This window comes from Rhizobium sp. B230/85 (genome assembly GCF_019355735.1).
Classification (GTDB): domain Bacteria; phylum Pseudomonadota; class Alphaproteobacteria; order Rhizobiales; family Rhizobiaceae; genus Rhizobium; species Rhizobium rhododendri.
Genome location: NZ_CP072156.1, coordinates 1,830,094 through 1,853,534, shown reverse-complemented (window position 1 = coordinate 1,853,534; position 23,441 = coordinate 1,830,094). Strand labels below are relative to the sequence as shown.

24 protein-coding genes and 2 pseudogenes are annotated in these 23,441 nt (G+C 58.7%); 14 read left to right on the top strand and 12 right to left on the bottom strand.

Annotated elements, in window-relative coordinates:
* Positions 1 to 13 precede the first annotated feature (13 nt).
* Positions 14 to 646 carry an ATP-dependent Clp endopeptidase proteolytic subunit ClpP gene (clpP, locus tag J5289_RS08970; protein ID WP_111220561.1) on the bottom strand — a complete coding sequence of 211 codons (633 nt, stop codon included), beginning with the start codon at positions 644 to 646 and terminating at the stop codon, positions 14 to 16.
* Positions 647 to 1,020: 374 nt separating this feature from the next.
* Between clpP and J5289_RS08965 the strand changes: the two genes are divergently transcribed.
* Genes J5289_RS08965 through J5289_RS08950 form a run of 4 tightly spaced genes read left to right on the top strand, consistent with a single transcriptional unit; the run spans position 1,021 to position 4,230 of the window.
* On the top strand, positions 1,021 to 2,274 hold the full coding sequence (locus J5289_RS08965; RefSeq protein ID WP_209183480.1) for a GGDEF domain-containing protein: 1,254 nt from the start codon (positions 1,021 to 1,023) through the stop codon (positions 2,272 to 2,274).
* A 58-nt stretch (positions 2,275 to 2,332) separates the two neighbouring features.
* The gene (locus J5289_RS08960; protein WP_209187386.1) at positions 2,333 to 3,577 is read left to right on the top strand and encodes a cytochrome P450; all 1,245 of its coding nucleotides are present in this window, start codon (positions 2,333 to 2,335) and stop codon (positions 3,575 to 3,577) included.
* A 60-nt stretch (positions 3,578 to 3,637) separates the two neighbouring features.
* Entirely contained in the window at positions 3,638 to 3,847 is a 210-nt protein-coding gene (locus J5289_RS08955) for a hypothetical protein (protein WP_209183476.1), read from the top strand.
* Entirely contained in the window at positions 3,844 to 4,230 is a 387-nt protein-coding gene (locus tag J5289_RS08950) for a type II toxin-antitoxin system VapC family toxin (protein ID WP_209183474.1), read from the top strand. The genes J5289_RS08955 and J5289_RS08950 overlap by 4 nt, the downstream gene beginning before the upstream one ends.
* A 109-nt stretch (positions 4,231 to 4,339) precedes the next feature.
* Here J5289_RS08950 and pstB read toward each other — a convergent pair whose 3' ends face one another.
* The 5 genes from pstB to J5289_RS08925 form a co-directional block, all read right to left on the bottom strand.
* On the bottom strand, positions 4,340 to 5,176 hold the full coding sequence (gene pstB, locus J5289_RS08945) for a phosphate ABC transporter ATP-binding protein PstB (RefSeq protein ID WP_142829504.1): 837 nt from the start codon (positions 5,174 to 5,176) through the stop codon (positions 4,340 to 4,342).
* 29 nt (positions 5,177 to 5,205) lie between these two features.
* Entirely contained in the window at positions 5,206 to 6,057 is an 852-nt protein-coding gene (pstA, locus tag J5289_RS08940; protein ID WP_142829506.1) for a phosphate ABC transporter permease PstA, read from the bottom strand.
* A gap of 11 nt (positions 6,058 to 6,068) precedes the next feature.
* On the bottom strand, positions 6,069 to 7,040 hold the full coding sequence (gene pstC / locus J5289_RS08935) for a phosphate ABC transporter permease subunit PstC (protein WP_142829508.1): 972 nt from the start codon (positions 7,038 to 7,040) through the stop codon (positions 6,069 to 6,071).
* Between the two features lie 76 nt (positions 7,041 to 7,116).
* Positions 7,117 to 8,142: a phosphate ABC transporter substrate-binding protein PstS gene (pstS, locus tag J5289_RS08930; RefSeq protein ID WP_209183471.1), complete on the bottom strand. Its 1,026-nt coding sequence runs from the start codon at positions 8,140 to 8,142 to the stop codon at positions 7,117 to 7,119.
* A gap of 301 nt (positions 8,143 to 8,443) precedes the next feature.
* The gene (locus tag J5289_RS08925; protein ID WP_209183469.1) at positions 8,444 to 8,788 is read right to left on the bottom strand and encodes a cupin domain-containing protein; all 345 of its coding nucleotides are present in this window, start codon (positions 8,786 to 8,788) and stop codon (positions 8,444 to 8,446) included.
* A gap of 482 nt (positions 8,789 to 9,270) precedes the next feature.
* Between J5289_RS08925 and drt5 the strand changes: the two are divergent.
* Positions 9,271 to 10,572: pseudogene (gene drt5, locus J5289_RS08920) on the top strand (antiviral reverse transcriptase Drt5); the annotation flags it as partial.
* Between the two features lie 35 nt (positions 10,573 to 10,607).
* On the opposite strand, the gene J5289_RS08915 reads toward drt5, so the two are convergent.
* Positions 10,608 to 11,891: an O-acetylhomoserine aminocarboxypropyltransferase gene (locus tag J5289_RS08915; RefSeq protein ID WP_209206585.1), complete on the bottom strand. Its 1,284-nt coding sequence runs from the start codon at positions 11,889 to 11,891 to the stop codon at positions 10,608 to 10,610.
* Positions 11,892 to 12,009: 118 nt separating this feature from the next.
* Positions 12,010 to 12,441: a CoA-binding protein gene (locus tag J5289_RS08910; RefSeq protein ID WP_209183463.1), complete on the bottom strand. Its 432-nt coding sequence runs from the start codon at positions 12,439 to 12,441 to the stop codon at positions 12,010 to 12,012.
* 109 nt (positions 12,442 to 12,550) lie between these two features.
* On the opposite strand from J5289_RS08910, the gene J5289_RS08905 reads away from it, so the two are divergent.
* The 8 genes and pseudogenes from J5289_RS08905 to J5289_RS08870 all read left to right on the top strand — a co-directional run bounded on the left by J5289_RS08905 (position 12,551) and on the right by J5289_RS08870 (position 18,025).
* A complete protein-coding gene (locus J5289_RS08905; protein WP_142829518.1) occupies positions 12,551 to 12,877 on the top strand; it encodes a hypothetical protein in 327 nt (108 codons plus the stop codon).
* A 593-nt stretch (positions 12,878 to 13,470) separates the two neighbouring features.
* Positions 13,471 to 13,935, top strand: coding sequence for a 50S ribosomal protein L13 (rplM, locus tag J5289_RS08900; RefSeq protein ID WP_111220549.1), 465 nt, complete (start codon positions 13,471 to 13,473; stop codon positions 13,933 to 13,935).
* 2 nt (positions 13,936 to 13,937) lie between these two features.
* Positions 13,938 to 14,408 carry a 30S ribosomal protein S9 gene (rpsI, locus tag J5289_RS08895; RefSeq protein WP_111220548.1) on the top strand — a complete coding sequence of 157 codons (471 nt, stop codon included), beginning with the start codon at positions 13,938 to 13,940 and terminating at the stop codon, positions 14,406 to 14,408.
* Between the two features lie 123 nt (positions 14,409 to 14,531).
* Positions 14,532 to 14,822, top strand: a pseudogene (locus tag J5289_RS08890) (type II toxin-antitoxin system RelE/ParE family toxin).
* Positions 14,823 to 15,119 (top strand): addiction module antidote protein, encoded by a 297-nt coding sequence (locus J5289_RS08885; RefSeq protein WP_209183461.1) that lies wholly within the window; start codon positions 14,823 to 14,825, stop codon positions 15,117 to 15,119. It begins immediately after the preceding pseudogene.
* 123 nt (positions 15,120 to 15,242) lie between these two features.
* The gene (gene speB, locus J5289_RS08880) at positions 15,243 to 16,196 is read left to right on the top strand and encodes an agmatinase (RefSeq protein ID WP_209183459.1); all 954 of its coding nucleotides are present in this window, start codon (positions 15,243 to 15,245) and stop codon (positions 16,194 to 16,196) included.
* Positions 16,197 to 16,278: 82 nt separating this feature from the next.
* Entirely contained in the window at positions 16,279 to 17,211 is a 933-nt protein-coding gene (gene argC / locus J5289_RS08875) for an N-acetyl-gamma-glutamyl-phosphate reductase (RefSeq protein WP_209183457.1), read from the top strand.
* 22 nt (positions 17,212 to 17,233) lie between these two features.
* Entirely contained in the window at positions 17,234 to 18,025 is a 792-nt protein-coding gene (locus J5289_RS08870; RefSeq protein WP_209183455.1) for a sulfite exporter TauE/SafE family protein, read from the top strand.
* A gap of 45 nt (positions 18,026 to 18,070) precedes the next feature.
* Here J5289_RS08870 and J5289_RS08865 read toward each other — a convergent pair whose 3' ends face one another.
* The 4 genes from J5289_RS08865 to J5289_RS08850 form a co-directional block, all read right to left on the bottom strand.
* Positions 18,071 to 19,024, bottom strand: coding sequence for a murein L,D-transpeptidase catalytic domain family protein (locus tag J5289_RS08865; RefSeq protein WP_257623403.1), 954 nt, complete (start codon positions 19,022 to 19,024; stop codon positions 18,071 to 18,073).
* A 229-nt stretch (positions 19,025 to 19,253) separates the two neighbouring features.
* Positions 19,254 to 20,786 carry a glycosyltransferase family 39 protein gene (locus tag J5289_RS08860; protein ID WP_209183453.1) on the bottom strand — a complete coding sequence of 511 codons (1,533 nt, stop codon included), beginning with the start codon at positions 20,784 to 20,786 and terminating at the stop codon, positions 19,254 to 19,256.
* 49 nt (positions 20,787 to 20,835) lie between these two features.
* On the bottom strand, positions 20,836 to 21,849 hold the full coding sequence (locus J5289_RS08855) for a glycosyltransferase family 2 protein (RefSeq protein ID WP_247749028.1): 1,014 nt from the start codon (positions 21,847 to 21,849) through the stop codon (positions 20,836 to 20,838).
* Positions 21,850 to 21,930: 81 nt separating this feature from the next.
* Positions 21,931 to 23,034: a COX15/CtaA family protein gene (locus J5289_RS08850; protein WP_209183452.1), complete on the bottom strand. Its 1,104-nt coding sequence runs from the start codon at positions 23,032 to 23,034 to the stop codon at positions 21,931 to 21,933.
* A 124-nt stretch (positions 23,035 to 23,158) separates the two neighbouring features.
* On the opposite strand from J5289_RS08850, the gene J5289_RS08845 reads away from it, so the two are divergent.
* Entirely contained in the window at positions 23,159 to 23,368 is a 210-nt protein-coding gene (locus tag J5289_RS08845) for a DUF2842 domain-containing protein (protein ID WP_209183450.1), read from the top strand.
* Positions 23,369 to 23,441: the final 73 nt, after the last annotated feature.

Below are 23,441 nucleotides of genomic sequence, written 5' to 3'. Positions count from 1 at the left end.
GCCCCGCGAATAATCACGCTTCGGCGTCTGATTCCATTTCGGCGCGCGACGTCAGGACTTTGTCGACCAGACCCCAGTCCTTTGCCTCTTCGGCGGTCATGAAGTGGTCGCGATCGAGTGTCTGCTCGACTTCCTCATAGGTGCGGCCGCAATGCTTTTCATAGATCTCGTTCAGGCGGCGCTTCATCTTGATGATGTCGCGGGCGTGGCGCTCGATGTCCGATGCCTGCCCTTGGAAACCGCCGGAGGGCTGGTGAACCATGATGCGGGAATTCGGCGTGGTGAAGCGCATGTCCTTATGCCCGGCCGCCAGCAGCAGCGAGCCCATCGAGGCCGCCTGACCGATGCACAGGGTCGATACGGCCGGCTTGATGAACTGCATGGTGTCATAGATGGCCATGCCGGCAGTCACGACGCCGCCCGGAGAATTGATATAGATCGCAATCTCCTTCTTCGGGTTCTCAGCCTCAAGGAACAACAGCTGCGCGCAGACAAGCGTCGCCATGTGATCTTCGACCTGACCCGTCATGAAGATGATGCGCTCTTTCAGAAGGCGCGAATAAATGTCGTAGGACCGTTCGCCCCGATTGGTCTGCTCCACAACCATGGGGACCAGAGCCATTGCGGTATCGACTGGATTTCTCATGTGCGTCCTCTGTCAAACTTGCCCGGCGGCGAAATACCGGGAATCGAATAAAATCGTCACCCCTACATAGAGTGTCACCGCCCTGTACTTCAAGACGCGCCAGAGGATAACGTCAAGAAGCGGATGCGAATGAAGTTCACGCTGCAGTTACGGCTGTTTGTCACAGATGGCTATTAATGCGGCGTTACGCCAGAGGGCGCTCACAGCTTTTCGACATGGCAGAGTGAAGAAACGATGAATGTTTGATCGCGGCCCTCCGTATTGACGCAACCGTGCCGCGATTTGACGAGCGATGGGCGTTATTTGAGGTCCACGTTAACCGGCTGGCCAGTTTCTTGCGGCATGGTGCTGCGCGAGATGGAGTTGCGCAGCCTGTGTTCAATATCACGACGGGATTGACGATCTGGTGTTCGGAAGCGACGACGCTTGCCGTCGTCTTGTTCTTCGCCTGGCGCAGCGACCGCAGATCGTCCTTCTACCTGCTCTGGTCGGTGGGCTTCGCCTTGCGCGCCGTCGGCTATGTGCTGATCAGCCTCCAGGGCCTGATGCCTAATATTCTCACAATCGATCTCGGCAACGTACTCACCTTCCTCGGCCAGAGCGCCTGGATCGCCGGCTTCAGCCTGTTCGACAAACGCCGGCCGGAGTGGACTGCGCTGTTGCCGCCGGCCATCTGGCTGATCGGCATCAGTCTTCCCTGGGTGCATGACGATCTCGCCAACCGCGTTGTCCTTTTCCTGCTGGCAAGTGCTGCCAGCGCAACCCTCCTTGCGGCGGCCGTCCGTCCAGCAACCAGCCGTCCCGAGGCGGCCCGCATGCCGCTGGCTTTCGTCCTGATGACACTCGCCTCCCTTTGCTTCGTCATCGCACTCTCGGCAGTCATTTTCCGCCCCTCGCCAGAGGCCGCCCTCACCTACCGCACCGTCACGGTACTCGTGAATGCTTTGCTGATCACGATCGGTGTCGTGCTGACCGGCCATGTGCTGGTCCAGCGGTCGCAGCGCCGCTGGCGCGCATTGTCGCTGAACGATTCGCTGACCTCGGCCTTCAACCGGCGCGGGTTGCTTGAATTCTTCGGGCTTCTGAGACGCGAGACGACATCGCCGTCTCGGCGGATTGCCGCCCTTCTGTTCGATCTCGATCACTTCAAGAGCATCAACGATCGCTATGGCCACCAGACAGGCGACCAGGTGCTTTGCGAATTCGTCACCATCACGCGAAAGTGCCTTCCACGCGGCGGTGCCCTGGGTCGAATGGGCGGCGAGGAATTCATGGCTTTCATCACCGTGACAGATCAGACGGAAGCCGAAGCAGTGGCGGAAACGATCCGCAGCGAATTTTGCCGTGCGCCATTGCAGATCGAGGGTGCTGCCGTCAGTGCCAGCGTCAGCGTCGGCGTGGCACTTGCGACTGCCGAGGCTGCAGACTGGGACAAGCTCACCGGGGCTGCGGACCGGGCGCTTTACGCTGCCAAGCGAGCAGGACGCAATTGCACGGTGGTATTCAGCGAGGCTGCTACCGAAAGCGCAAATAATGCGTCCAGCGAACAGGAAGCCGGCGAACTGGTGCCGACGGTCGACGACCAGATCCAGGCGCTGCAACGGATCGGCACGCTGGCGCGAAGCTAGTATAAAAGGGGCTCCGACACGCTTCCCGGGCCGGCCGGTTTGGGCTAATGCCAGTATCATGAAGATCCCTCCCATGCTCCATATCGATCCTGCCACCCGCCACGTTTCCCTCGATGGCAAAGATCCCGCATTCTACGGCAACCCGAATGCCGTCTACGCGGCGCTGCACGAGCAGTGTCCGACCTTCTACTGGGAGGAGCAGAAGCTCTGGACGGTCACCGGGTACGACCACGTGAACGCTCTTTTGCGGGACCGTCGCTTCGGCCGCCAGATCCTGCACGTCGCCAGCCGGGCCGAGATTGGCCTTGCCGAACCGTTGCCCCATCTGCGCAACTTCGATGCCGCCGAGCTGCATTCGCTGCTGGAGATAGAGCCGCCGGAGCACACGCGACTGCGGACGCTGATCAACCGGGCCTTCGTGTCGCGCCACGTCGAGAAGATGAAGCCGGAAATTGCAGAACTGGCAAACCGGCTGATCGACAATTTTGCAAGGAACGGCGAAGTCGAGTTGCTCACGGCTTTTGCCGATATCATTCCGGTGACGATGATCGCCCGGATGATCGGCATTCCCGACGAGATGGGGCCGCAGCTGCTGAAGTGGTCGCATGCCTATGTGCGGATGTACATGTTCGGCAGGACGCGTGCCGACGAGGATGCCGCAGACACGGCCGCAAAGGAATTTGCCGACTATGTCAGATCGGTGATCCGGGAGCGGCGCGTGGAGCCTCGCGACGACCTGCTGAGCCACATGATCACCACCGAGCATAAAGGCCAGTATCTCACCGACGAGGAACTGGTGTCGACGACGATCGTGTTGCTCAACGCCGGCCACGAGGCAACCGTCCACCAGATCGGCAATTCGGTTCGCGTCATCCTCGAAAGCGGGCTGTCCCCGAAGACGCTGTTTGCCGACGAAGCCGCGACCGAGCGCACGGTCGAGGAAACACTCAGGCTCTGCGCGCCGGTGCACATCTTCCAGCGCTGGGCACTGGAGACTGTCGACATCGATGGCGTCACCTTCCAGCGCGGCGAGAAGGTGGCAATGATCCTTGCTGCCGCCAACCTTGACCCGAAAAAGTTCTCCGACCCGCTGACATTCAAGCCCGACCGCCGCGAAGCGCCCAACCTCTCCTTCGGCGCCGGTATCCATTTCTGCATCGGTGCACCGCTTGCCCGCCTCGAGCTTAATATCGCACTGCCGATACTGTTCGAGCGGCTGCCGGGATTGCGGCTGGCAAAGACGCCGGTGGTCAAGGACGTCTACCATTTCCATGGGCTGGAGCGGCTGGATTTGCGCTGGTAGTAAAACAAGCTATAATTTTTGAGAAGTTGACCTGAATCTTGGACGTTTGAGGAGGAGACTATGACCGACGATTTCAGTCTCAGACTTACCGCACAAGAAACAGAAACGCTCAATGCTCTCTTGAAGCGCTCTCAGATATCCGAGGAAATAGCCCGGGCAGAACGTGCGAAGAAGCGCAAGCCAGGTCGGTTTAAAGGGAAACTAAAGATCGGCCCGGAATTTTTCCATCCGCTTTCAGACCAGGAGATTGACGAGTTAACCGGCGGATGAGGTATCTCCTCGACACGCACACGCTCATTTGGTGGCTGAACGGAAGCAAAAAGCTCTCAGTTACTGCCCGAGAACTTATCACTGACGGGCAAAACGACATCTTCGTCAGCGCAGCTTCCGCGTGGGAGATAGTCACAAAATATCAAAAGGGCCAGCTGGACACTGCGTTGAGTTTGCTGCCGGATTTCTCAAAATCTGTCGAAGACGGCGGCTTTATCAACTTGCCGATCACCAGTACACACATGGTCAGAAGCGCCCTTCTTCCGGGCGCGCATCGCGATCCTTTCGATCGCATTCTCAGTGCCCAAGCGATTCTTGAAAACATGGCGCTGATCACCCTCGACGAGAAAATCCCGTTGTTTGGCGTTGTAACGCGCTGGTAAACTCCACCTTCCGACCCCTCCGAACACACTCCTAACTGTCCGCTATCAAGCCGCAAACAAAAATGGCGCCCCTTGCGGAGCGCCATCTGCAATACGATACAGGCAGATATCAGCCGTAGCGGCCGGTGATGTAGTCTTCGGTACGCTTGTTCTTCGGCGCCTGGAAGATCTGGTCGGTGGCGCCGTATTCGATCAGGTCGCCGAGATACATGAAGGCGGTCTTGTCGGAGATACGGCTGGCCTGCTGCATGTTGTGCGTGACGATGACGATGGTGAAATCGCCCTTCAATTGCGCAACCAGTTCCTCGATCTTGGCGGTCGAGATCGGGTCGAGTGCCGATGTGGGTTCGTCCAACAGCAGGACGGATGGTTTCACAGCGATGGCGCGGGCGATGCAGAGACGCTGCTGCTGGCCGCCGGAGAGTCCGAGGCCGCTCTGGTGCAGCTTGTCCTTCACTTCGCCCCACAGCGCCGTGACGGTCAGCGCCTGTTCGACGCGCGCATCCATCTCCGCCTTGGAAATCTTCTCATAGAGACGAATGCCAAAAGCGACGTTTTCATAGATCGACATCGGGAACGGCGTCGGCTTCTGGAACACCATGCCAACCTTGGCACGCAGATCGTTCAGATCGACGTCCTTGCTGAGGATGTTGCGACCGTCCAGCAGGATCTCCCCAGAAGCCGTCTGGCCCGGATAAAGATCATACATGCGGTTGAAGGTGCGCAGCAGCGTGGACTTTCCGCAGCCGGAAGGACCGATGAACGCCGTCACGGCATTCTTACTGATGCTCATGTTCACACCCTTCAGAACGCGATGGCCGTTCTGATAGGTGAAATCGAGGTTCTTCACATCGAGCTTCGGAAGGTCACCAATATCCGAAGCGGAGACTGCGCCCTTGCCCGACTGTGCGTTAACGCTCAGGAAATTGTTGTCGCTCATGTTCATGGTCTTATTCCTATCGTTCGGCGGCTGCGTCACTGGCGGCGCCCACTCAGAAAACGGGCAATGATATTGAGGGCCAGAATGGCGACAGTGATGATCAGCGCGCCTGCCCAGGCCAATTGCTTCAGATCCTCACCGGCATCAGCGGCCAGCGTGTTGATGGCAACCGGCAGCGTGGCGATCGGACCGGTTAGCCCCCCCTGCATGAACTTGCTATAGCCGGCCGTAAACAGCAACGGCGCGGTCTCGCCACTGATACGGGCAACGGCCAGCAGGATACCCGTCAGGATGCCCGACCAGGCAGACTTGTATATCACAGTCGTCATCGCTTTCCAGCGCGGCGCGCCAAGGGCAGCCGTTGCTTCACGAAGCGAGTTCGGCACCAGGAGAAGCATGTCCTGCGTCGTGCGGTTGATGACCGGGAGGGCGATGAGCGCCAATGCAAGGATGCCGGCGATGGCGGAGTTCCCATGCATGGGCACGACCACGACACCGTAGACGAACACGCCGATGATGATCGAGGGTGCGGAGAGCAGGATGTCGTTGATGAACTTGGCGACCTCGGCAAGCTTGCTGCCGTTGGCGAATTCTACCAGGTAGGTGCCGGCAAGAATGCCGATCGGTGCTGCCAGCAGGGTCGCCAGACCGGTCACGATGAAGGTACCGTATATGGCGTTCAGCAGGCCGCCGCGCGAGCCCTGGGCCGGGATCGACATCGTAAACACGTCGAGGCTGAGTGCCGTGACACCTCGATAAACCAAGGTCACGAGGATGACGCTCAGGAACAGTATGCCGAGGATGGCAGCGAGAAACGACAAGGCCATCATGACCTGGTTCGTCATATGGCGGCGCGAGATGATCCTCTGACGAATTGCGTTTTCCATGGCTTTCTTCCTCAAAACGAGTCGACGCGGCCGATCATCCATCTCGCCACTGCAAGCACGCAGAAGGAAAGGACGAACAGGAGCAGACCGAGTGCCATCAGGCTCGAAAATTGCAGACCGTCGGCGTCGCCGAAATTATTGGCGATCTGGGCGGAAATGGTGGTCGACGGCGAGATGATCGACGACTGCAGGCGGCTGACGGAGCCGACAACGAAGGTGACGGCCATGGTTTCGCCGAGCGCACGCCCAAGGCCGAGCATGATGCCGCCGACGAGACCGCGGCGTGTGTAGGGTATCAGGATGTTGCGCGCCACTTCCCAGGTGCTCATGCCCATGCCGTACGCGGATTCACGCAGCATCGGCGGCACGGTGGTGAAGACGTCGCGGGCAATCGCCGTGATGAACGGCAGGATCATGATGGCCAGCACGAGGCTTGCCGTCAAAAGGCCGACGCCCGGTGCAGGTGGCTGGAAGAGCGACCCGATCAGCGGCACCTGGCCAACGGTGTTCATGAGGAATGGGAGGACATAAGTCTGCATCAGCGGCACGATCATGAACAGACCGACGATGCCGTAGATGATCGAGGGAACGCCGGCCAAGAGCTCAATGGCGGTGCTGATCGGGCGCCGCAGGCTGCCGGGGCAAAGCTCGGTCAGGAAGATGGCGATACCAATGCCCAGCGGAACTGCAATCAGCATCGCGATGAGCGAACTCACCAGCGTGCCGACCAGGGCGGGCACCGCTCCGTAAATCTCCAGGGGAGCGCTCCACCTTGTGCCCCAGAGGAACGAGAAACCGAAGGCCTGGAATGTTGGCAAGGCATCCACGACCAGAACGGTCAGGATTGCCAGCAGCAGAAGCACGACAAAAGAAGCCGAGCTGAGCGTCATGAAATAGAAAATCCGATCCTGCGTCCGGAATTTTCTGGTGACGGCGGAGGTTTCCATGGTCTGGAATCCAGCCGTCTGAGTCGCATCAGCCATCGCTTTCTCCTTGTCCTGTCATTAAAGGCGGACAGGGCAATACCCTGTCCGCCGCTCGTTTTTCAGTCAGCACAGATTACTTGGTGCCGAAGTCTTTCTTCCAGGACTCTTCCACGACCTTGGCGACTGATTCCGGAACAGCAAGGTAGGACATGTCGGTCGCCGACTTCTGGCCCTTCTCGTAGGCCCACTTGAAGAACTTCAGGGCTTCTGCGTTTGCGGCAGGATCGGCAGGCTTCTTGTAAAGCATGACCCAGGTAGACGCTGCAATCGGCCAGCTGTTTTCGCCCGGCTGGTTTGTGAGGATCAGGTTGAAGTTCTTGGCATGTGCCCAATCGGCGTTCGAAGCAGCAGCCTTGAAGGTTTCGAGGCTAGGCTCGATAACCTTGCCGGCGGAATTCTTCATCTTCGCGAAACCGATGTGGTTGGCGACGACGTAAGAGTATTCAACGTAGGAGATCGAACCAGCCGTCTGGTTGACGGTTGTGGAAACGCCTTCCGAACCCTTGGCGCCGAAACCGACCGGCCATTCAACAGCCGTGTTGGAACCAACTTTCGACTTCCAATCCGGCGAAACCTTCGAGAGGTAGTCAGTGAAGTTGAAGGTCGTGCCAGAGCTGTCAGCGCGGTAAACGACGGAGATCGCCGTGGAAGGTAGCTTTACGTTGGGGTTGAGAGCCTTGATCGCAGCATCGTCCCACTTGGCAATCTTGCCGAGGAAGATGTCGGCGAGCGTCGTGCCGTCGAGAATGAGTTCGCCCGGCTTTACGCCTTCGACGTTATAGGAAACGACGATGCCGCCGGAGATCATCGGGAACTGGGCAATGCCGTTCTTCTCGAGATCGGCGTCGCTCATCGGCTTGTCCGAAGCGCCGAAGATGATGGTCTTGTCGAGGAGCTGCTTGATGCCGGCGCCCGAACCAACCGACTGGTAGTTGACGGAGTTGTTGGTTGCAGCCTTGTAACCCTCGGCCCACTTGGACAGAACCGGAGCGATGAAGCTCGAACCAGCGCCGGTGATGTCGGCAGCCATGGCCGAAGCCGTCATGGTGACGACCAGGCCTGCGCTCAGGCAGAGGGTGCGGATTTTCAAATTCAACATAAGGGTCTCACTTCCTTGAGTGATGATCGGATGGCGGGCGGAAGGGAGCCACAAACGGACCGTCCATCGATCCATCACGGCCGCCACTTCCGGCGACATGGATGGCTCTATAGTTGCAATGTTTCAGTTTGATGACAGTTTGATGATGGCCAAATGACACGGTTTTCAGGGCGTGTGCGGCCGCGTGGATCGAGAATGCAGACCGCGCCAATGGGGCTGGGCAGACAGCGACTGCCGCTCGTCACGGAAGCTAGGCCATCGTCGTCGAGTGCAACGGCCAGGCGGGAGCCTGCGCCCTATCCTAAAGCCGCACGACATAATCCTTGCGAGTCGTTTCAATCACTTCCCAGCTTCCGCTGAAGCCGGGTTTCAAGACCATGCGGTCGCCGGCGCGAAGATGATGCGCCTCGCCGCCATCCTCTGTCACGATGGAGTACCCCGACAGAATGGAAAAGTATTCCCACTCCTCGTAGACGATGCGCCACGATCCGGGAGTCGCCTCCCATATGCCGGCGTAAATGCCACCCTCGGCCTCGTCGAGGCTCCATGTCCGAAACTGGGGGTTGCCGGAAAGCACGCGGTCTGCGGCGGGCGCCCCCTCTTCGGGAGCGACGGTTTCGGGATCGAAGCGGAGGGCGTTGGGCATGGGCATCTCGCAAATGGATGGGTCGCCTCGTTACTATAGCGTAGTCCGAAATGATCGTAACTGCACTTCCCGAAATCTGTGCCCAAGCAGTGCCATTGACACGCGCGCAACCCACGCCCACTGGCCACCTCAAGTAGCCAACGCAACTATTATTCTCTTTATGATTGAATAAAGCAGGAAAACCTGTATTGCTGGAACCTTATCAGGATCAGTCTGGAAGGCGCTAAATGCCCAAATTACCAACAAGACCGTCTTTTTTTCCGCCGTCGAAAACAATGCCAAAACCAACAACTACTTCGGCCACGACGGTGAATTCCACGGCGGACTTCTATAGAAATGATTTTCCTAAAACACTGTTTCCATTGAAGACAAATCTCTTTTTAATAGAGAACGGGCAACAGGAACTATCAGAGTTTATCTAAAAATGCCTCGATGACAAAGAGAAAGCTTTTTCATTTCTCCCACAACGTCGAGTTTACGCCGCAAAACCGGGTCACCATCTCCGCCGAACTGTAAAGCTCGATGCCGTAAGCGAATACTTTCTATACGACACTGTCTACAAAAACAGATCGCGCTTTCGAAAGCCTTTTTCAAAAGATAGAGAGCATTTCGGCTATAGGTTCGACGAGGGAGCGCCTATTAGCGCTACAGTGGCATATAAAGCTTTCAAAGGCGCCATTTCTGAGTACTCAAAAAGCTACAAGCACTTTATCAGCATCGACGTAGCTTCCTATTTTAACAATATCTATCACCATGACGTCGTAAATTGGTTCAGGGAGTTGCAAGCGCCAGAGAACGAGGTCAATGGCTTCGGACAGATGCTCCGCGAAATCAACTCAGGACGATCAGTTGATTGCCTTCCACAGGGGCTTTATCCGGCCAAAATGATAGGAAACGACTTTCTGCGATTTGTAGAAAATTACCATGGGCTTAAATCGAGTAAAATAATAAGATTTATGGACGACATATATTTATTTTCAGACAATAAGAATACAATAACGAATGACTTTATAATGGTTCAAAATTTGCTGGCAGACAAGGGTTTGTCAGTAAATCCGCAAAAAACAAGCCGAAAATCTGCACAACATCTAAATCGTGAAGATAAAATTGATGCCGTGAAGGAAAAATTGCTTAAACGTCGAAGAATAGCAATTGCCACCGGCTACGATGGCGAGGGCGAAGAGGATTCTTTTACTTTAAAATTCTCGCTGACCGACGCGGAACTCGCATATGTAAATGACATACTCGCTCAACCAGATATTGAGGAAGAAGATGCCGAGCTTATTCTCACCATTATGCGCGACCACGCAGAAAAAGTCGAAGGCAGATTGCCTGATATAATTAGAAACTTTCCTAACTTGACGAAAAGTGTTTATAGTTTTTGCTCCGGAGTTGCCGATAAAGAATTTCTTGCCAAATCCATTGAAGAAATCACCCACTCCTCACCTAGACTTTTGGAGTTCCAGCTGTTTTGGTTCGCATCTATACTTGAGGACCACCTCATGAATACAAGTAGGGCGTCGGCGTTGATTGATCTTCTATACAATCATTTATCTGCAACCCCAATATCGCGAGCAAAAATTTTAGAAATTCCAGATTCTCGATATGGCTTAACTGAATTGAGACATAATGTACTGTCCACGGGGCAATCGGACTGGCTTGGCTGGTCGGCTGCCGTTGGTAGTAGGGTTCTTAAGGCAGGCAGCCGAAATCATGCAATTAAGTATTTTGGAAACTGTTCTCAACTAAACCACTTGATTGCAACGGTCGTGATAAAAGAATAGTCGCAAACAATTGGGTGACTATACCTTCTTCCCCACTACACCTTCCCCAGCGCCTGATCGAGATCGGCGATGATGTCCTTCACATCCTCGATACCCACCGACAGCCGGACCACATCGGGACCGGCACCGGCGGCGATCTTCTGCTCGTCGGTCAGTTGCTTGTGGGTGGTAGACGCGGGGTGGATGACAAGCGAGCGCGTGTCGCCGACATTGGCGAGATGCGAGAACAGCGTCAGGCTTTCGACGAAGGTCTTTCCCGCCTCGTAGCCGTTCTTCAGGCCGAAGGTGAAGACGGCGCCGGCACCCTTAGGCGAATAGCGTTGCTGCAAGGCATGGTTGGGATCGTCGGCAAGACCGGCATACTTGACCCATGCGACCTTGGGGTGTCGCTTCAGCCAGTTGGCGACTTCAAGCGCGTTGTCGCAATGGCGCTGCATGCGGAGCGGCAGCGTCTCGATGCCGGTGAGGATCAGGAAGGCATTGAACGGGGCGATGGACGGACCGAGATCGCGCAGGCCAAGAACGCGGCAGGCTATGGCGAAGGCAAAATTACCGAAGGTCGCATGCAGCACCATGCCGTTATATTCCGGGCGCGGCGCCGACAGCATCGGATAGTTGCCGGATGCGGACCAGTCGAAGGTGCCGCCATCGACGATGACGCCGCCCATCGAATTGCCATGCCCGCCCATGAATTTTGTCAGCGAGTGCACGACGATATCGGCGCCGTGTTCGAGCGGCCGGATCAGATAGGGGCTGGCCAGCGTATTATCGACGATCAGCGGCAGGCCGTGGCGATGGGCGACGGCGGCGATGGCTGCAATGTCGATGAAGGTTCCGGCCGGATTGGCAAGGCTCTCGATGAAGATTGCGCGGGTGCGATCATCGATCTGGCTCTCGAAACTCTCGGGCTCCAGCGGATCGGCCCAACGCGCCTGCCAGCCGTAGTTCTTGAAGGCATGGCCGAACTGGTTGATCGAACCGCCGTAAAGCTTGTTTGCCGCAACGAAATTGTCGCCCGGCTGCATGATGGTGTGGAACACCAGAAGCTGAGCCGCATGGCCGGATGCCACCGCCAGCGCCGCCGTGCCACCCTCAAGCGCGGCGACGCGTTCCTCGAGCACGGCCTGGGTGGGGTTCATGATGCGGGTGTAGATGTTGCCGAACTGCTGCAGCCCGAACAAGGCAGCTGCGGCATCCGCGTCGCTGAAGACGTAGGCCGTCGTCTGGTAGATCGGCGTCGCGCGCGCGCCGGTCGTCGGGTCGGGCTGTGCACCGGCATGGATTGCCAGCGTATCGAAGCCTGGGTTGATGGTCGCCATGGTAGTCCTCCCTCAAATCTCAAGGGCGACCATAGCGCGACAGCGATGCAAATTCATCGCGATCTTTTCTCAATCCCGCCTGAAGCGGAGAAAATCCTACCACTCGAGGCGCAATCAATCAGGCGGCAGCAAGCCTAGGGATCTCGATTGCCGGGCAGCGGTTCATGACCACCTTGACGCCGGCCGCCTCGGCCTTTTCTGCGGCGGCGTCGTCGCGGATGTCGAGCTGCGACCAGATAACCTGCGGCTTGGCCGGAAGCGCCAACGCGTCCTCGACAACGGCATCCAGGTATTCAGGCGCGCGAAACACATCGACCATATCGACAGGCTCTGGAATGTCGGCAAGCTTGCCGAACACCGGCTGGCCGAGGATTTCCTTGCCGACCAGGCCGGGATTGACCGGGATCACGTGATAGCCCTTGGCCAGCAGATAGCCCATCACCCCATTGCTCGGGCGTGCAGCATTCGGGGACGCGCCGACCAGTGCGATGGTCTTCACGCTGTGCAGAATGTCGGCGATATAGGAATCGTCATAACGGTCGTGGTTCATTGCTGACATCTCCAGCTTCGATCACAGTTACGTTTTTGTCGTATCCAGCGGAAACTAGCCCGCCGCTTGTGCGTATATAGGCATGAACCGAACCTGTGAGGACAGTCTCATGCAAAAAATCATCCTACTCGGCGTTTTGGCAGCATCTATGGCCACGCCCGCACTGGCGATCAATCGCTACAACTCCATGTCATACAGTTGCTCGGCAGCGCAGGCGCTGATCGGCCGCGAACGCGCCGTGATTTTCCGTCACCCTGCGGAACGAACGAAAAACCTGACGCTTTACGACCGCTACGTCAGCGACCGCGGGGCCTGCAATTTTGGCGAATATGCTTTCGAAGACACGCTGCCGACGAAGGACACGAAAAACTGTCCGGTCTACACCTGTCACTCGACAAGCGAACTGGACGACGACGAGATCATACCCGACCGTTGATTTTGGTACGCCGCCTATCTTGAGCTCCGAAACCGCCAGCGAGCGCAGCTGAGAGTGATAAAGAGCGAGCCAAATTGGAGCGGGACAAGGTTCTATCAATTGTCCCGTTTCGGACTACTTTTGTTCTGGTATCCATCAGTAACATCTTATAGTTGCCACAGATATTCCGCTACCGCCTTTGGTGCATTGCAACATTGTGACAGTGGACGAACGTAGGTTTCTTTGTTGCTCGCCTAGCGACAAGAGCACTCGAGCTTACCCTCTTTGGTAGACGCTTGTTGTCGCGAGGTGGAAGCTTTTCAAGCTTACTTTTGATGAAATGATTGCCTTTACCTTCAGTCACAGAAAATATCAGACGCAGAGAATTTTGTGGTATTGATATACCACATCTCTAGAGCGTTGATATCATTGACTATTTTTAACCCCCTCTCGAAATGCCAATCTTGACCTGAGATGGGCTTTCCCCTAAAAGCCGCAGCAGAAACGCAGCCTTTCCGGGCTGCTTTCTTTTTGGCCGGGCCAAGCCTTTCCAATTCAAGCAACAAGAAACGCCCTGACCTTCGGGTTCTGGGTCCTAAAAGAGAGTATACAACATGGCAACCTTCTCCCAGAAGCCTGCAGAGGTGGAGAAGAAGTGGATCATCATCGACGCCGAAGGGCTCGTCGTTGGTCGTCTCGCTTCTGTTATCGCAATGCGTCTGCGTGGCAAGCATAAGGCTACCTTCACTCCGCACGTCGACGACGGCGACAACGTCATCGTCATCAATGCCGAGAAGGTCGTCTTCACCGGCAAGAAGTACGAAGACAAGGTTTACTACTGGCACACCGGTTATGCCGGCGGCATCAAGGAGCGTACCGCTCGCCAGCTGATCGAAGGCCGCTTTCCTGAGCGCGTTCTCGAAAAGGCTGTCGAACGCATGGTTCCCCGCGGCCCGCTCGGCCGTCGCCAGATGAAGAACCTGCGCGTCTACACCGGCTCCAACCATCCCCATGAAGCGCAGCAGCCGACCGTTCTCGACGTCGCCGCGCTGAACAGCAAGAACACAAGGAGCGCCTGAGTATGGCTGACCTCTCTTCCCTGAAGGATCTCGGCACGGTTTCGGAACAGCCTTCTGCTCCGGTTCACGTTCGCAAGGTCGACTCGCTCGGCCGTTCCTACGCCACCGGCAAGCGCAAGAACGCCGTTGCCCGCGTCTGGATCAAGCCAGGCTCCGGCAAGATCATCATCAACGGCCGCGAATTCGCAACATATTTCGCACGTCCGGTTCTGCAGATGATCCTGCGCCAGCCGATCGTCGCTGCTGCCCGCGACGGCCAGTTCGACATCATCGCCACGGTTGCTGGCGGCGGTCTCTCCGGCCAGGCCGGTGCCGTACGTCACGGCATCTCCAAGGCCCTCACCTACTTCGAACCCGGCCTGCGCGGCGTTCTGAAGAAGGGTGGCTTCCTGACACGCGACAGCCGCGTTGTTGAACGTAAGAAGTACGGCAAGGCGAAGGCCCGTCGTTCGTTCCAGTTCTCCAAGCGTTAATCGCTTGTGGTCTTCGGACTTCGGAAAGGCGGTGCTTCGGCGCCGCCTTTTTTCGTTGTGGTGAGCTTGTATCGGCAGTGAATGGCATTTTGACAAAATAATTTCGTGAACTATAGTTCACGCATGATCGAGGTGCGTCAGACCCTGATGTTCGCGAAATGGCTGGATGCGCTCCGCGACGACCAGGCCCGCAAGCGTATCGTCGTCCGCATCTGACGACTCGAGCTTGGAAATCCGGGGGATGTCAAGCCTGTCGGCTATGGTGTCAGCGAAATGCGAGTACCCCATGGTCCCGGCTATCGCATATATTTCGCAAGGTCCGGCGAGACACTGGTCATTCTTCTCTGCGGCGGCGACAAATCATCGCAAAGCCGTGACATAGCCCTCGCCCAGCAACTGGCAAAGGAGATCTGAATGCCCTTGGAAACCACTCGTTTCGATGTCCTCGACCATCTGAAAACAGCTGACGACCGCATGATGTATCTGGAGGCAGCTTTTGAAGATGGCGATCCAGCGGTGATTGCGCATGCGCTCGGAGATGTCGCGCGGGCCGTCGGCATGACAGCTGTTGCCAAAGACGCAGGCGTGAGCCGGGAAGCGCTCTACAAGTCACTCAGCGAAGCCGGTGATCCGCGTTTGTCGACCTTCTTCGGCGTTATCAAGGCGCTCGGGTTGAAAGTATCCGTCTCCGCAGATCAGAACGCCGCCTAACACCGAAGCGATGACTGGTCGCTGCCCTGTTGCTGATTTACAGTCCGAACTTGACGTGAAAACAGCACCGAAGCTGTTTAAATCCAACCGCCACAATCAAGACAAGAACTTCAGGGGCTTAGCTTGGCCAATAAATCCATCGACCATGCTTTCACCGCAACCTCCCCCACCTCGGCCGCCAGCGACCCGACCTTCGCCGGCGCCCTTTCCTTCATGCGCCGGCGTTTCAGCAAGGACCCGACGGGCGCTGATGCCGTCGTCTGGGGCATCCCCTTCGATGCGGCCACCTCCAATCGCCCCGGCGCCCGCTTTGGGCCGCAGGCGATCCGGCGAGCTTCGGCGATTTTTGACAACGATCCACAGTATCCGTTCGCCCGCGACCTTTTTGCCGAAATGTCTGTCATCGACTACGGCGACTGCCTGCTCGACTATGGCAACCACGCAGCCACGCCTGCTGCCATCGAACGCCAGGCCAACACGCTGCTCGACAGCGGTGCCTTCCTGCTGACACTCGGCGGCGATCACTTCATTACCTGGCCGCTCTTGAAAGCCCATGTCGCGCGGCACGGGCCGCTGGCAATGGTGCAGTTCGACGCCCATCAGGACACCTGGACTGACGAGGCCGGGCGCATCGATCATGGTTCCTTTGTCGGGCGGGCGGTACGCGACGGGTTGATCGATGCCTCCCGCTCGATCCAGATCGGCATCCGCACCCAGGCGCCGGAGGATTGCGGCATAGAGATGATCCATGGCTACGAAGTAGAGGACATGACAGCATCCGACATCGCCGCCCGGATCCTCGCCCGCACCGCCGGTGCGCCGGCCTATCTAACCTTCGACATCGACTGCCTCGATCCTGCCTATGCACCCGGCACCGGAACGCCTGTCGCCGGGGGCCCGTCGAGCGCCAAAATACTATCGGTGTTGCAGCGGTTGTCATCGCTCGATATCCGGGGCGCGGATGTCGTCGAGGTGGCGCCAGCCTACGACCACGCCGATATCACCGCCATTGCGGGCGCCACGGTGGCAATGTATATGCTCGGATCGTATGCCGGGCGACTGGCGACAGGCCGCTGAGGCGGTTGTTATCATTCTGAATCAAGTTGATGGCATATTGATTCCGTAAATCACGCGAACCCTTTGAAAGTGCAGGACGATCATGGCACCGAAAATCTTCATCGATGGCGAACACGGCACCACGGGCCTGCAGATCCGCACGCGCATGGCCGATCGTCGCGATGTCGAATTGCTGTCGATCCCGGAAGCACAGAGGCGCGATGCGGCAATTCGCGAAGATATGCTGAACAGCGCCGACATCGCTATTCTCTGCCTGCCGGACGATGCTTCCAGCGAAGCGGTGGCCATGGTGTCCGGCAACAACAATGTCCGCATCATCGACACCTCGACGGCTCACCGTATAGACCCGAACTGGGCCTACGGCTTTGCCGAGATGGCCAAGGGCCAGGACGCCAAGATCGCGGCGGCGCGTCTCGTCGCCAATCCTGGCTGCTACCCTACCGGTGCCATCGCGCTGATAAGGCCGCTGAGGGCTGCCGGCATGCTGCCTGATGGCTATCCCGTTACCGTCAATGCGGTCTCCGGCTATACCGGCGGTGGCAAGCAGATGATCGCCCAGATGGAAGACCCGAGCCGGCCTGACTCGATCTCCTCGCCGCACTTCCTGTATGGCCTGCCGCTCAATCACAAGCATGTGCCTGAAATGACCACCCATGGACTGCTCGACCGCGCACCGCTCTTCTCGCCGTCGGTCGGCAAGTTTCCGCAGGGCATGATCGTCCAGGTCCCGTTGCATCTGGATGCCTTGGCGCAAGGAACGACGCTGGAAACCATCCACGCGGCGCTCACGGATTACTACGCCGGACAGGATATCGTCGAGGTGGTGTCGCTTGATGCCAGCCGCGCCCAGCCCCGCGTCGATGCGGTCGAACTGGCCGGCAAGGATACGATGAAGCTATTTGTGTTCGGGACGCCGGGTGGCAGCCAGGTCAATCTGGTGGCGCTGCTCGACAATCTCGGCAAGGGCGCTTCAGGTGCTGCCGTGCAGAACATGGACCTGATGCTGTCCGCCTGAAATCCCGGGAGTAAGCCAAGAAATGTCTCTGGATGCGCTGCGGGCTGCCGTTGACGCCTGGTTTATCGCATCCCTGCCTGCACATGGTCTGGTGGCGCTTGTCGCCATCGCCCTCGTTGCCGGTCTTGCGCGCGGATTTTCGGGCTTTGGCGCGGCGCTGATCCTCATTCCGCTCGGTGGTGCACTGATTGGCCCAAGATTGATCTCACCGGTGCTGCTGGTGGTCGACGGGCTGGCGACGCTTGGCATGGTACGTCCGGCCTTTCATCTGGCAAACCGGCGCGAGGTCGTGACGATGGCGGTCGGGGCTATCATCGGGGTACCGCTCGGCACTGCCGTTCTCGCGCTGATGGATCCTCTCCTGCTGCGCTGGCTGATCACTGCAATCGCTGCCTGCCTGCTGACGCTGCTGGTATCCGGCTGGCGCTACCATGGCGAGCCTACGCGGCCGTTGACGGCGGCGGTCGGTTTCATTGCCGGGTTGTTCAGTGGTGCGGCCCAGCTTGGCGGGCCGCCGGTCGTCGCCTTCTGGCTCGGTGGCAAGAGCAACTTTACCCGCGTCCGTTCCAACATCATCCTGTACTTCTCGATCTCGACCATTCTCAGCGTCGTCAGCTACTATACCAGCGGCCTGTTCGTGGCGCAGGTGTTCGCGCTGACGGTTGTGATCCTGCCGAGCTATGTGCTCGGGCTTTACGGTGGAACGAGGCTCTTCGGCCTCGCCCGCGAAAGCACCTTCCGATGGATCTGCTATGCGCTGATCGGCACCTCCGCCGTGCTCGGCATGCCGGCGCTGGATGGCATCTTCCGCTAGACTGGAAGCCCCACGGACCTCAGGTCCACCGTTTCCTGTAACCGTTTATTGCGGTGCGCAGACGGGAAGCGGCTTTCCGGGCTTCGGGGGATTATCGGCCTTGTACTTGGCGATAACTGGCTCGAGAGTTGTCTTCGACCAGAATTTCGGGGTGCCGATCTTCTGCAGGCATTGATCGTTCCAGTACAGCCCCGCTTGCGACAGCGATGCATGGGACGCAGCAGCCTTGGCAACGGCTGATATATCCGATGATTCCGGATAGATATAAAGCGTCGTCGGGTTGTCCTTAACCATGGAGATGACCTGGTTGGCATCCGTCGGCGACCAGCTGGTGCAGCCATTGCTGCGGCCGCCGGCGTAGTTGACCAGATTGCCGAACGGCACATAGCCGTCCTTGTTGGCGTAGGGACTCGCCGGGGCCTTCATCATGCACATGGCGGCCACCTTCGCGGCTGCGTGACCGCCGATAACGCGGGCGCGCGCATTCGCCGTATCCCCCTCGCCGTCGAACTGGAGGAAGGACCGCATGAAGACAGCGTCCTTGACGCCCGATGACTTGTAATATCCTTTGAAGGACGTCTTCACCTCGCTGGTGACATAGGAGCCACCCGTCGTCAGGTTGGAGTCCATGGCGTTGCCGAAATTGCGGGCACATTCCCGGCCGTTGGAGAAATCGACGACGCCTGGAAGCTTCGTACCGCTGCCGTGGCCGGCTGCGATCGCGCGAAACGACTGGCTGGCCTCGCAGATGATGTAGAAGCGGCCACCGGAAGTTTCGCTGCCGGGATCGTTCGGCTTGGTGGCATCCATCGCAAAATAGCATGGGTTCCGGACCCTGCCTTCGCTGACGCGCTGCTGGTAGAGAGCACGGGCGCGCTTCAGGACAGGTCGCGCAATCTGGCCCGGCCCGAGCCCGACATGGGCATCGAGCCAGGACGGGAAGGAGCCCGACTGCTGGACGGCAGAGGCTGGCACGGCGCTGCCGAGGAGCGCCGCAATGCTGAAGACGCCAATGGTCTGGCCGATGGTCCGAAAGGTCGAAGGCAACCGCACGTACTAAGCACTCCTAGAGAATCAGGGCTCGCCCCTAGCATGCAGCGAGCCGTCAAACACAGTCGATAGAGCGATTCGGAGCATATTTCGTAAACAGGCGAGTCAATCCTTCGTGAGCCGACGGTTTCTAGCTTCATTAATTGGACATCCCGGTAGGGGAAGCAGATTGCATCGCTCATTCGAACAGATCGAGCGAGATGCTGTCGCTGATGCGCGACGATATCTTGTGGCGGCTGGCCATGATCTCGGCGCGGATCAGGCCCTGCGGATCGTATAGATCGGTTGCCCGCTCGATCAGCCAGACGCGTCGGTGCGTCTCCAGAGCTGCCCTAACCTTTTGACGATCCTCGGGCATGATTTTCGGCGCGCCGCGATTGCTGACGTAGACGCGTGGCATACCGAGCGCTGGAAACGGCGCCGGCAGCACCATCAGATCCGGGAATGGCTGCGTGCGGGCAATGTAATACCGCATGGGAGCATCGAGTTCGTTCGGGGAGGCTATGACCAGATCGCCGGGCTCGGCATCTGCCGCGATGGATGCGACGAGGCCGCGCCAGTCCTCTGTATCGAGGTGATAGACTGCGTTGGTCGACATCAGGCACATGCCGATGAACAGCACGGCCGTCACCAGTCGCAGGCTTGACCAGCGGCTTCTGGTCAGCATGCCGATGGCGATCAATCCGAGCACGGTCGGCGCCATCCATTCGAACAGGCGGTCGATGTAGACAGGCTTTATGAAATAGCTGATCGCCAGCATTGTCGCCCAGGGCAGGAGCACCACGACCAAGATGAGCGCTGCCAGTGGCCGCTGATTGCGCCAGACCGACGCCATACCGGCGAAGAACAGCAGCACGGCGGGAATGAAGGGCAGATAACCGCCTGCGATCAGGAACCAGGCGGTCAAGAGATCCCAGGGTGAGAAGGTGATCCAGAAGGCAAGCGATGCCATGCCGGAATTTTGCCGGATGAACATCGGCAGGAAGGGCGACCACAGCAGGAGCGCCAGGACGCCCGGCAAGGCGACAGCCAGTGCCTGCCCTGCCCGGCAACCGGGAATGAAGACAAGCAGCGACGTTATCAGCCCGACCCATATCCCGAGGGCGACCAGGATACCGGTGTCGTGCAGCCACATGGTTGCGGCCGTAGAGAGACCCAGCGCTGCAATCGGTGACACGAGAGGGCGCAGGAGAAAAGACTGTTCAGCCCCGGCCCGCAGCCGCTGCAGCAGCACCAGCGCCGAGAGAATGGCAATGGATGCGGCAAAGGTTTCCAGCGCATAGGGCCGCGCCTGCTGCGCATAGTATATGCTGCCCGCGTTGATCGCCAGAAGCAGCGCCGCCAGCAGTGCAATCCGGTCGCCACGTGGACCGGCATTGAGGATGCGACCGGCTCCCGCCACCAGCAGGATGGTGGCGACGCTTGCCAGCACCGACGGCATGCGAAGGGCGGCCTCCGAGTTGCCGAACAGCATCGTCCAGCCCTTGAGGAGGGTATAGTACATCGGCGGATGGGTTTCGTAGAGCGGCACGTCGGTCCACAGCGCACGCAGCGGCTGGGCGGCAAACCATGCAGTATAGGCCTCATCCAGCCACAGCGACCGGGTAGCCAGGTTGGGCAGCCGCAACGCAAGGCCGAGCAGGGTTATCGCGACGCAGGCAATCCAGAATATGCGGGTGCCGAGGGGCGCATCCCTGTCGAGCAATCCCATCGGCGACATCCCAATCCTACCCCGCGCCCGGCCGGCATCCGCGCGTCCCTCAGACATGGTGCTGGTGCACCGTAGCAAGCGGCAGTTCCGAGGGTACGACCTCATGGCGACGCTTGACGAGGTAGATGGGCCGGCGCTTCGACTCGAGATAGATGCGGCCGATATATTCCCCGAGCGTTCCGATGCCGATCAGTTGTATGCCGCCGAGGAGGAGGATTGCTGTCGCCAGCGACGCGTAGCCTGGCACATCGACGCCCTCGATCAAGGTTCGCAGAATGAGGAAAGCGGCGCGGCCGATGGCGACCAGCGCTACGGCGACCCCAAGATAGGTCCAGATACGCATCGGCAGCGTGCTGAAGCTGGTAATGCCCTCGAGGGCGAAATTCCACAGGCGCCAGCCGGCGAATTTGCTCTGACCGGCGACGCGCGCCTCGCGGGTGTAATCGACGATTGCCGTCTCATAGCCGACCCAGGCGAACAGGCCCTTCATGAAGCGATGGGATTCCGGCAATTGCTTGACAGCTTCAACGACCGCACGCGTCATCAGCCGGAAGTCGCCGACGTTTTCCGGAATCTGCACATCCGAGACGGCGTTGTGAAGACGATAGAACCAGGATGCCGTCAGCCGCTTGGCAGCGCCGTCCGAGCGGCGATCCGTGCGACGGGCGAGCACGACGTCATATCCCTCACGCCAGCGCTCTACCAGCCTTGCGATCAGTTCGGGCGGATCCTGCAGGTCGGCATCGAAAGGAACGACAGCATCGCCGCGGCTTTCGTCGATGGCAGCTGAGAGGGCGGCCTCCTTGCCGAAATTTCGGGTGAGATCGATGACGCGAATGCGAGGGTCGCTTCGGGCAGCAGCCAAGAGCAGGCGCAGGGTGTCGTCGCGGCTACCATCGTTGACACAAACGATCTCGAAGCGCAGCGCAGGAATGTCCTCCAGAGCCGGGACAACGGCGGCAAAGAAAGCCGCAACCATCTCTTCCTCATTGTAGAAAGGCACCGCCAGCGACAGCAGAGGCATTTTGCCGCCGCTGTTTTCGTCTTGTAGCTGCCAGTTCATCTGCATCCCATCGCTTTTGCGCAGAATGCAACTATTTGCCGATTCGGCCAATGACTTCGCGTGGCATGATCGCCGGCAGCGTCAGGCGCCAACGACCACCGTGGTGTCGCGCGGATATTCGCCGTAGAAACCCCGCCAGTTGGCCACAGCAAACCCGAACACGACAAGGGCACCGCCCTGGTGCGCGAGAGCCAGATGCAGAGGCACCTGCATCAGCAGCGTGGCGATGCCGAGCCCGGCCTGGCAAAGCACCAGAAACGCCAGCACCACGGCGCGGCGGGTATGGGTGCTGCCGGGTGTAACACGCAGGCAGACGATCATGTTGACCAGCACCACGGCAGTCAGCGCGTAGGCCCCGAGACGATGGACATATTGCACGAGCTTCGGGTTCTCGAAGAAATTGATCCACCACGGGTTCTGGACGAACAGATCGCCGGGAACGACGGCGCCGTCCATCAACGGCCAGGTGTTGTAGCTGAGGCCGGCATGCAAGCCTGCGACCAGCGCACCGAGGTAGATCTGGAACAAGGCCATCAGGGCGATCAGACCGGCAATCCGGCCGGAATGGCTACTCGGAGGCGCGTCGTCCGAATGCGGGGTCAGCGCCCGCATCACCCACATACAGGCGGCAAAGATCAGGCAGGCGGTGACAAGATGCGTGGCAAGCCGGTACTGGCTGACGTCGGTGCGGGCTTCAAGGCCCGACGACACCATCCACCAGCCGATTGCGCCCTGCAGTCCGCCGAGAGCAAAGATACCCACCAGCGGCAGCCGCAGGCTTTTCTCGATCCGGCCGGTCGCCCAGAAGAAGATCAGCGGCACGGCGAAGATGACGCCCATTGCGCGCGCGAGCAACCGGTGCGCCCACTCCCACCAGAAGATGCTCTTGAAATCATCGACCGTGATGTCGCTGTTCAGCAGCTTGAATTGCGGGATCTGCTTGTAGCGATCGAACTCATCCTGCCACTCGGCGGCGTTCAAAGGCGGGATCACGCCGTGGATCGGCTTCCACTCGGTGATCGACAGTCCGGATTGGGTCAACCGCGTCGCGCCGCCGACCAGAACCAGACAGAACAGTGACAGCAGCACGAAGCCGAGCCAGATGCGGACGGCACGGCGATTGCGCTCCTGCCGGGCGACCTCGCCGCGAACGACCTGTTCGGTGGAAAAATGTGCAACAGCCATGGTGGGCTCCTTCAATCTGCCTGTTGATTTGCCCCAGCGAGCGGTGCAAAACAAGGGCTGCGCCTTTGCGGCATGGGGTCGCAACTCCCCATCCCCGCAATCGACTGCCGAGGAGAGTGCCACCATGCCCATACGCCTGCGCAAATTCATCGGCACCATTCTGTTGGTCGTGCTGGTGCTCGGCTACGCTCTGCTGGCTACGACGGTGGCAGTCAATGCGCTCGGAGCCTCCCCCTGGTGGGTGCACCTCACCTACTTTTTCCTCACCGGCCTGTTATGGATCCTGCCGGCGATGGGGCTGATCAAATGGATGTCTGGACCGAAGCAGGGATAGCTGCCTGCCGGAGTTAACCGCCGGATAAGCATGATCGCCGGAAGACACCGGCCAAACCTGCACTTAAACCGAA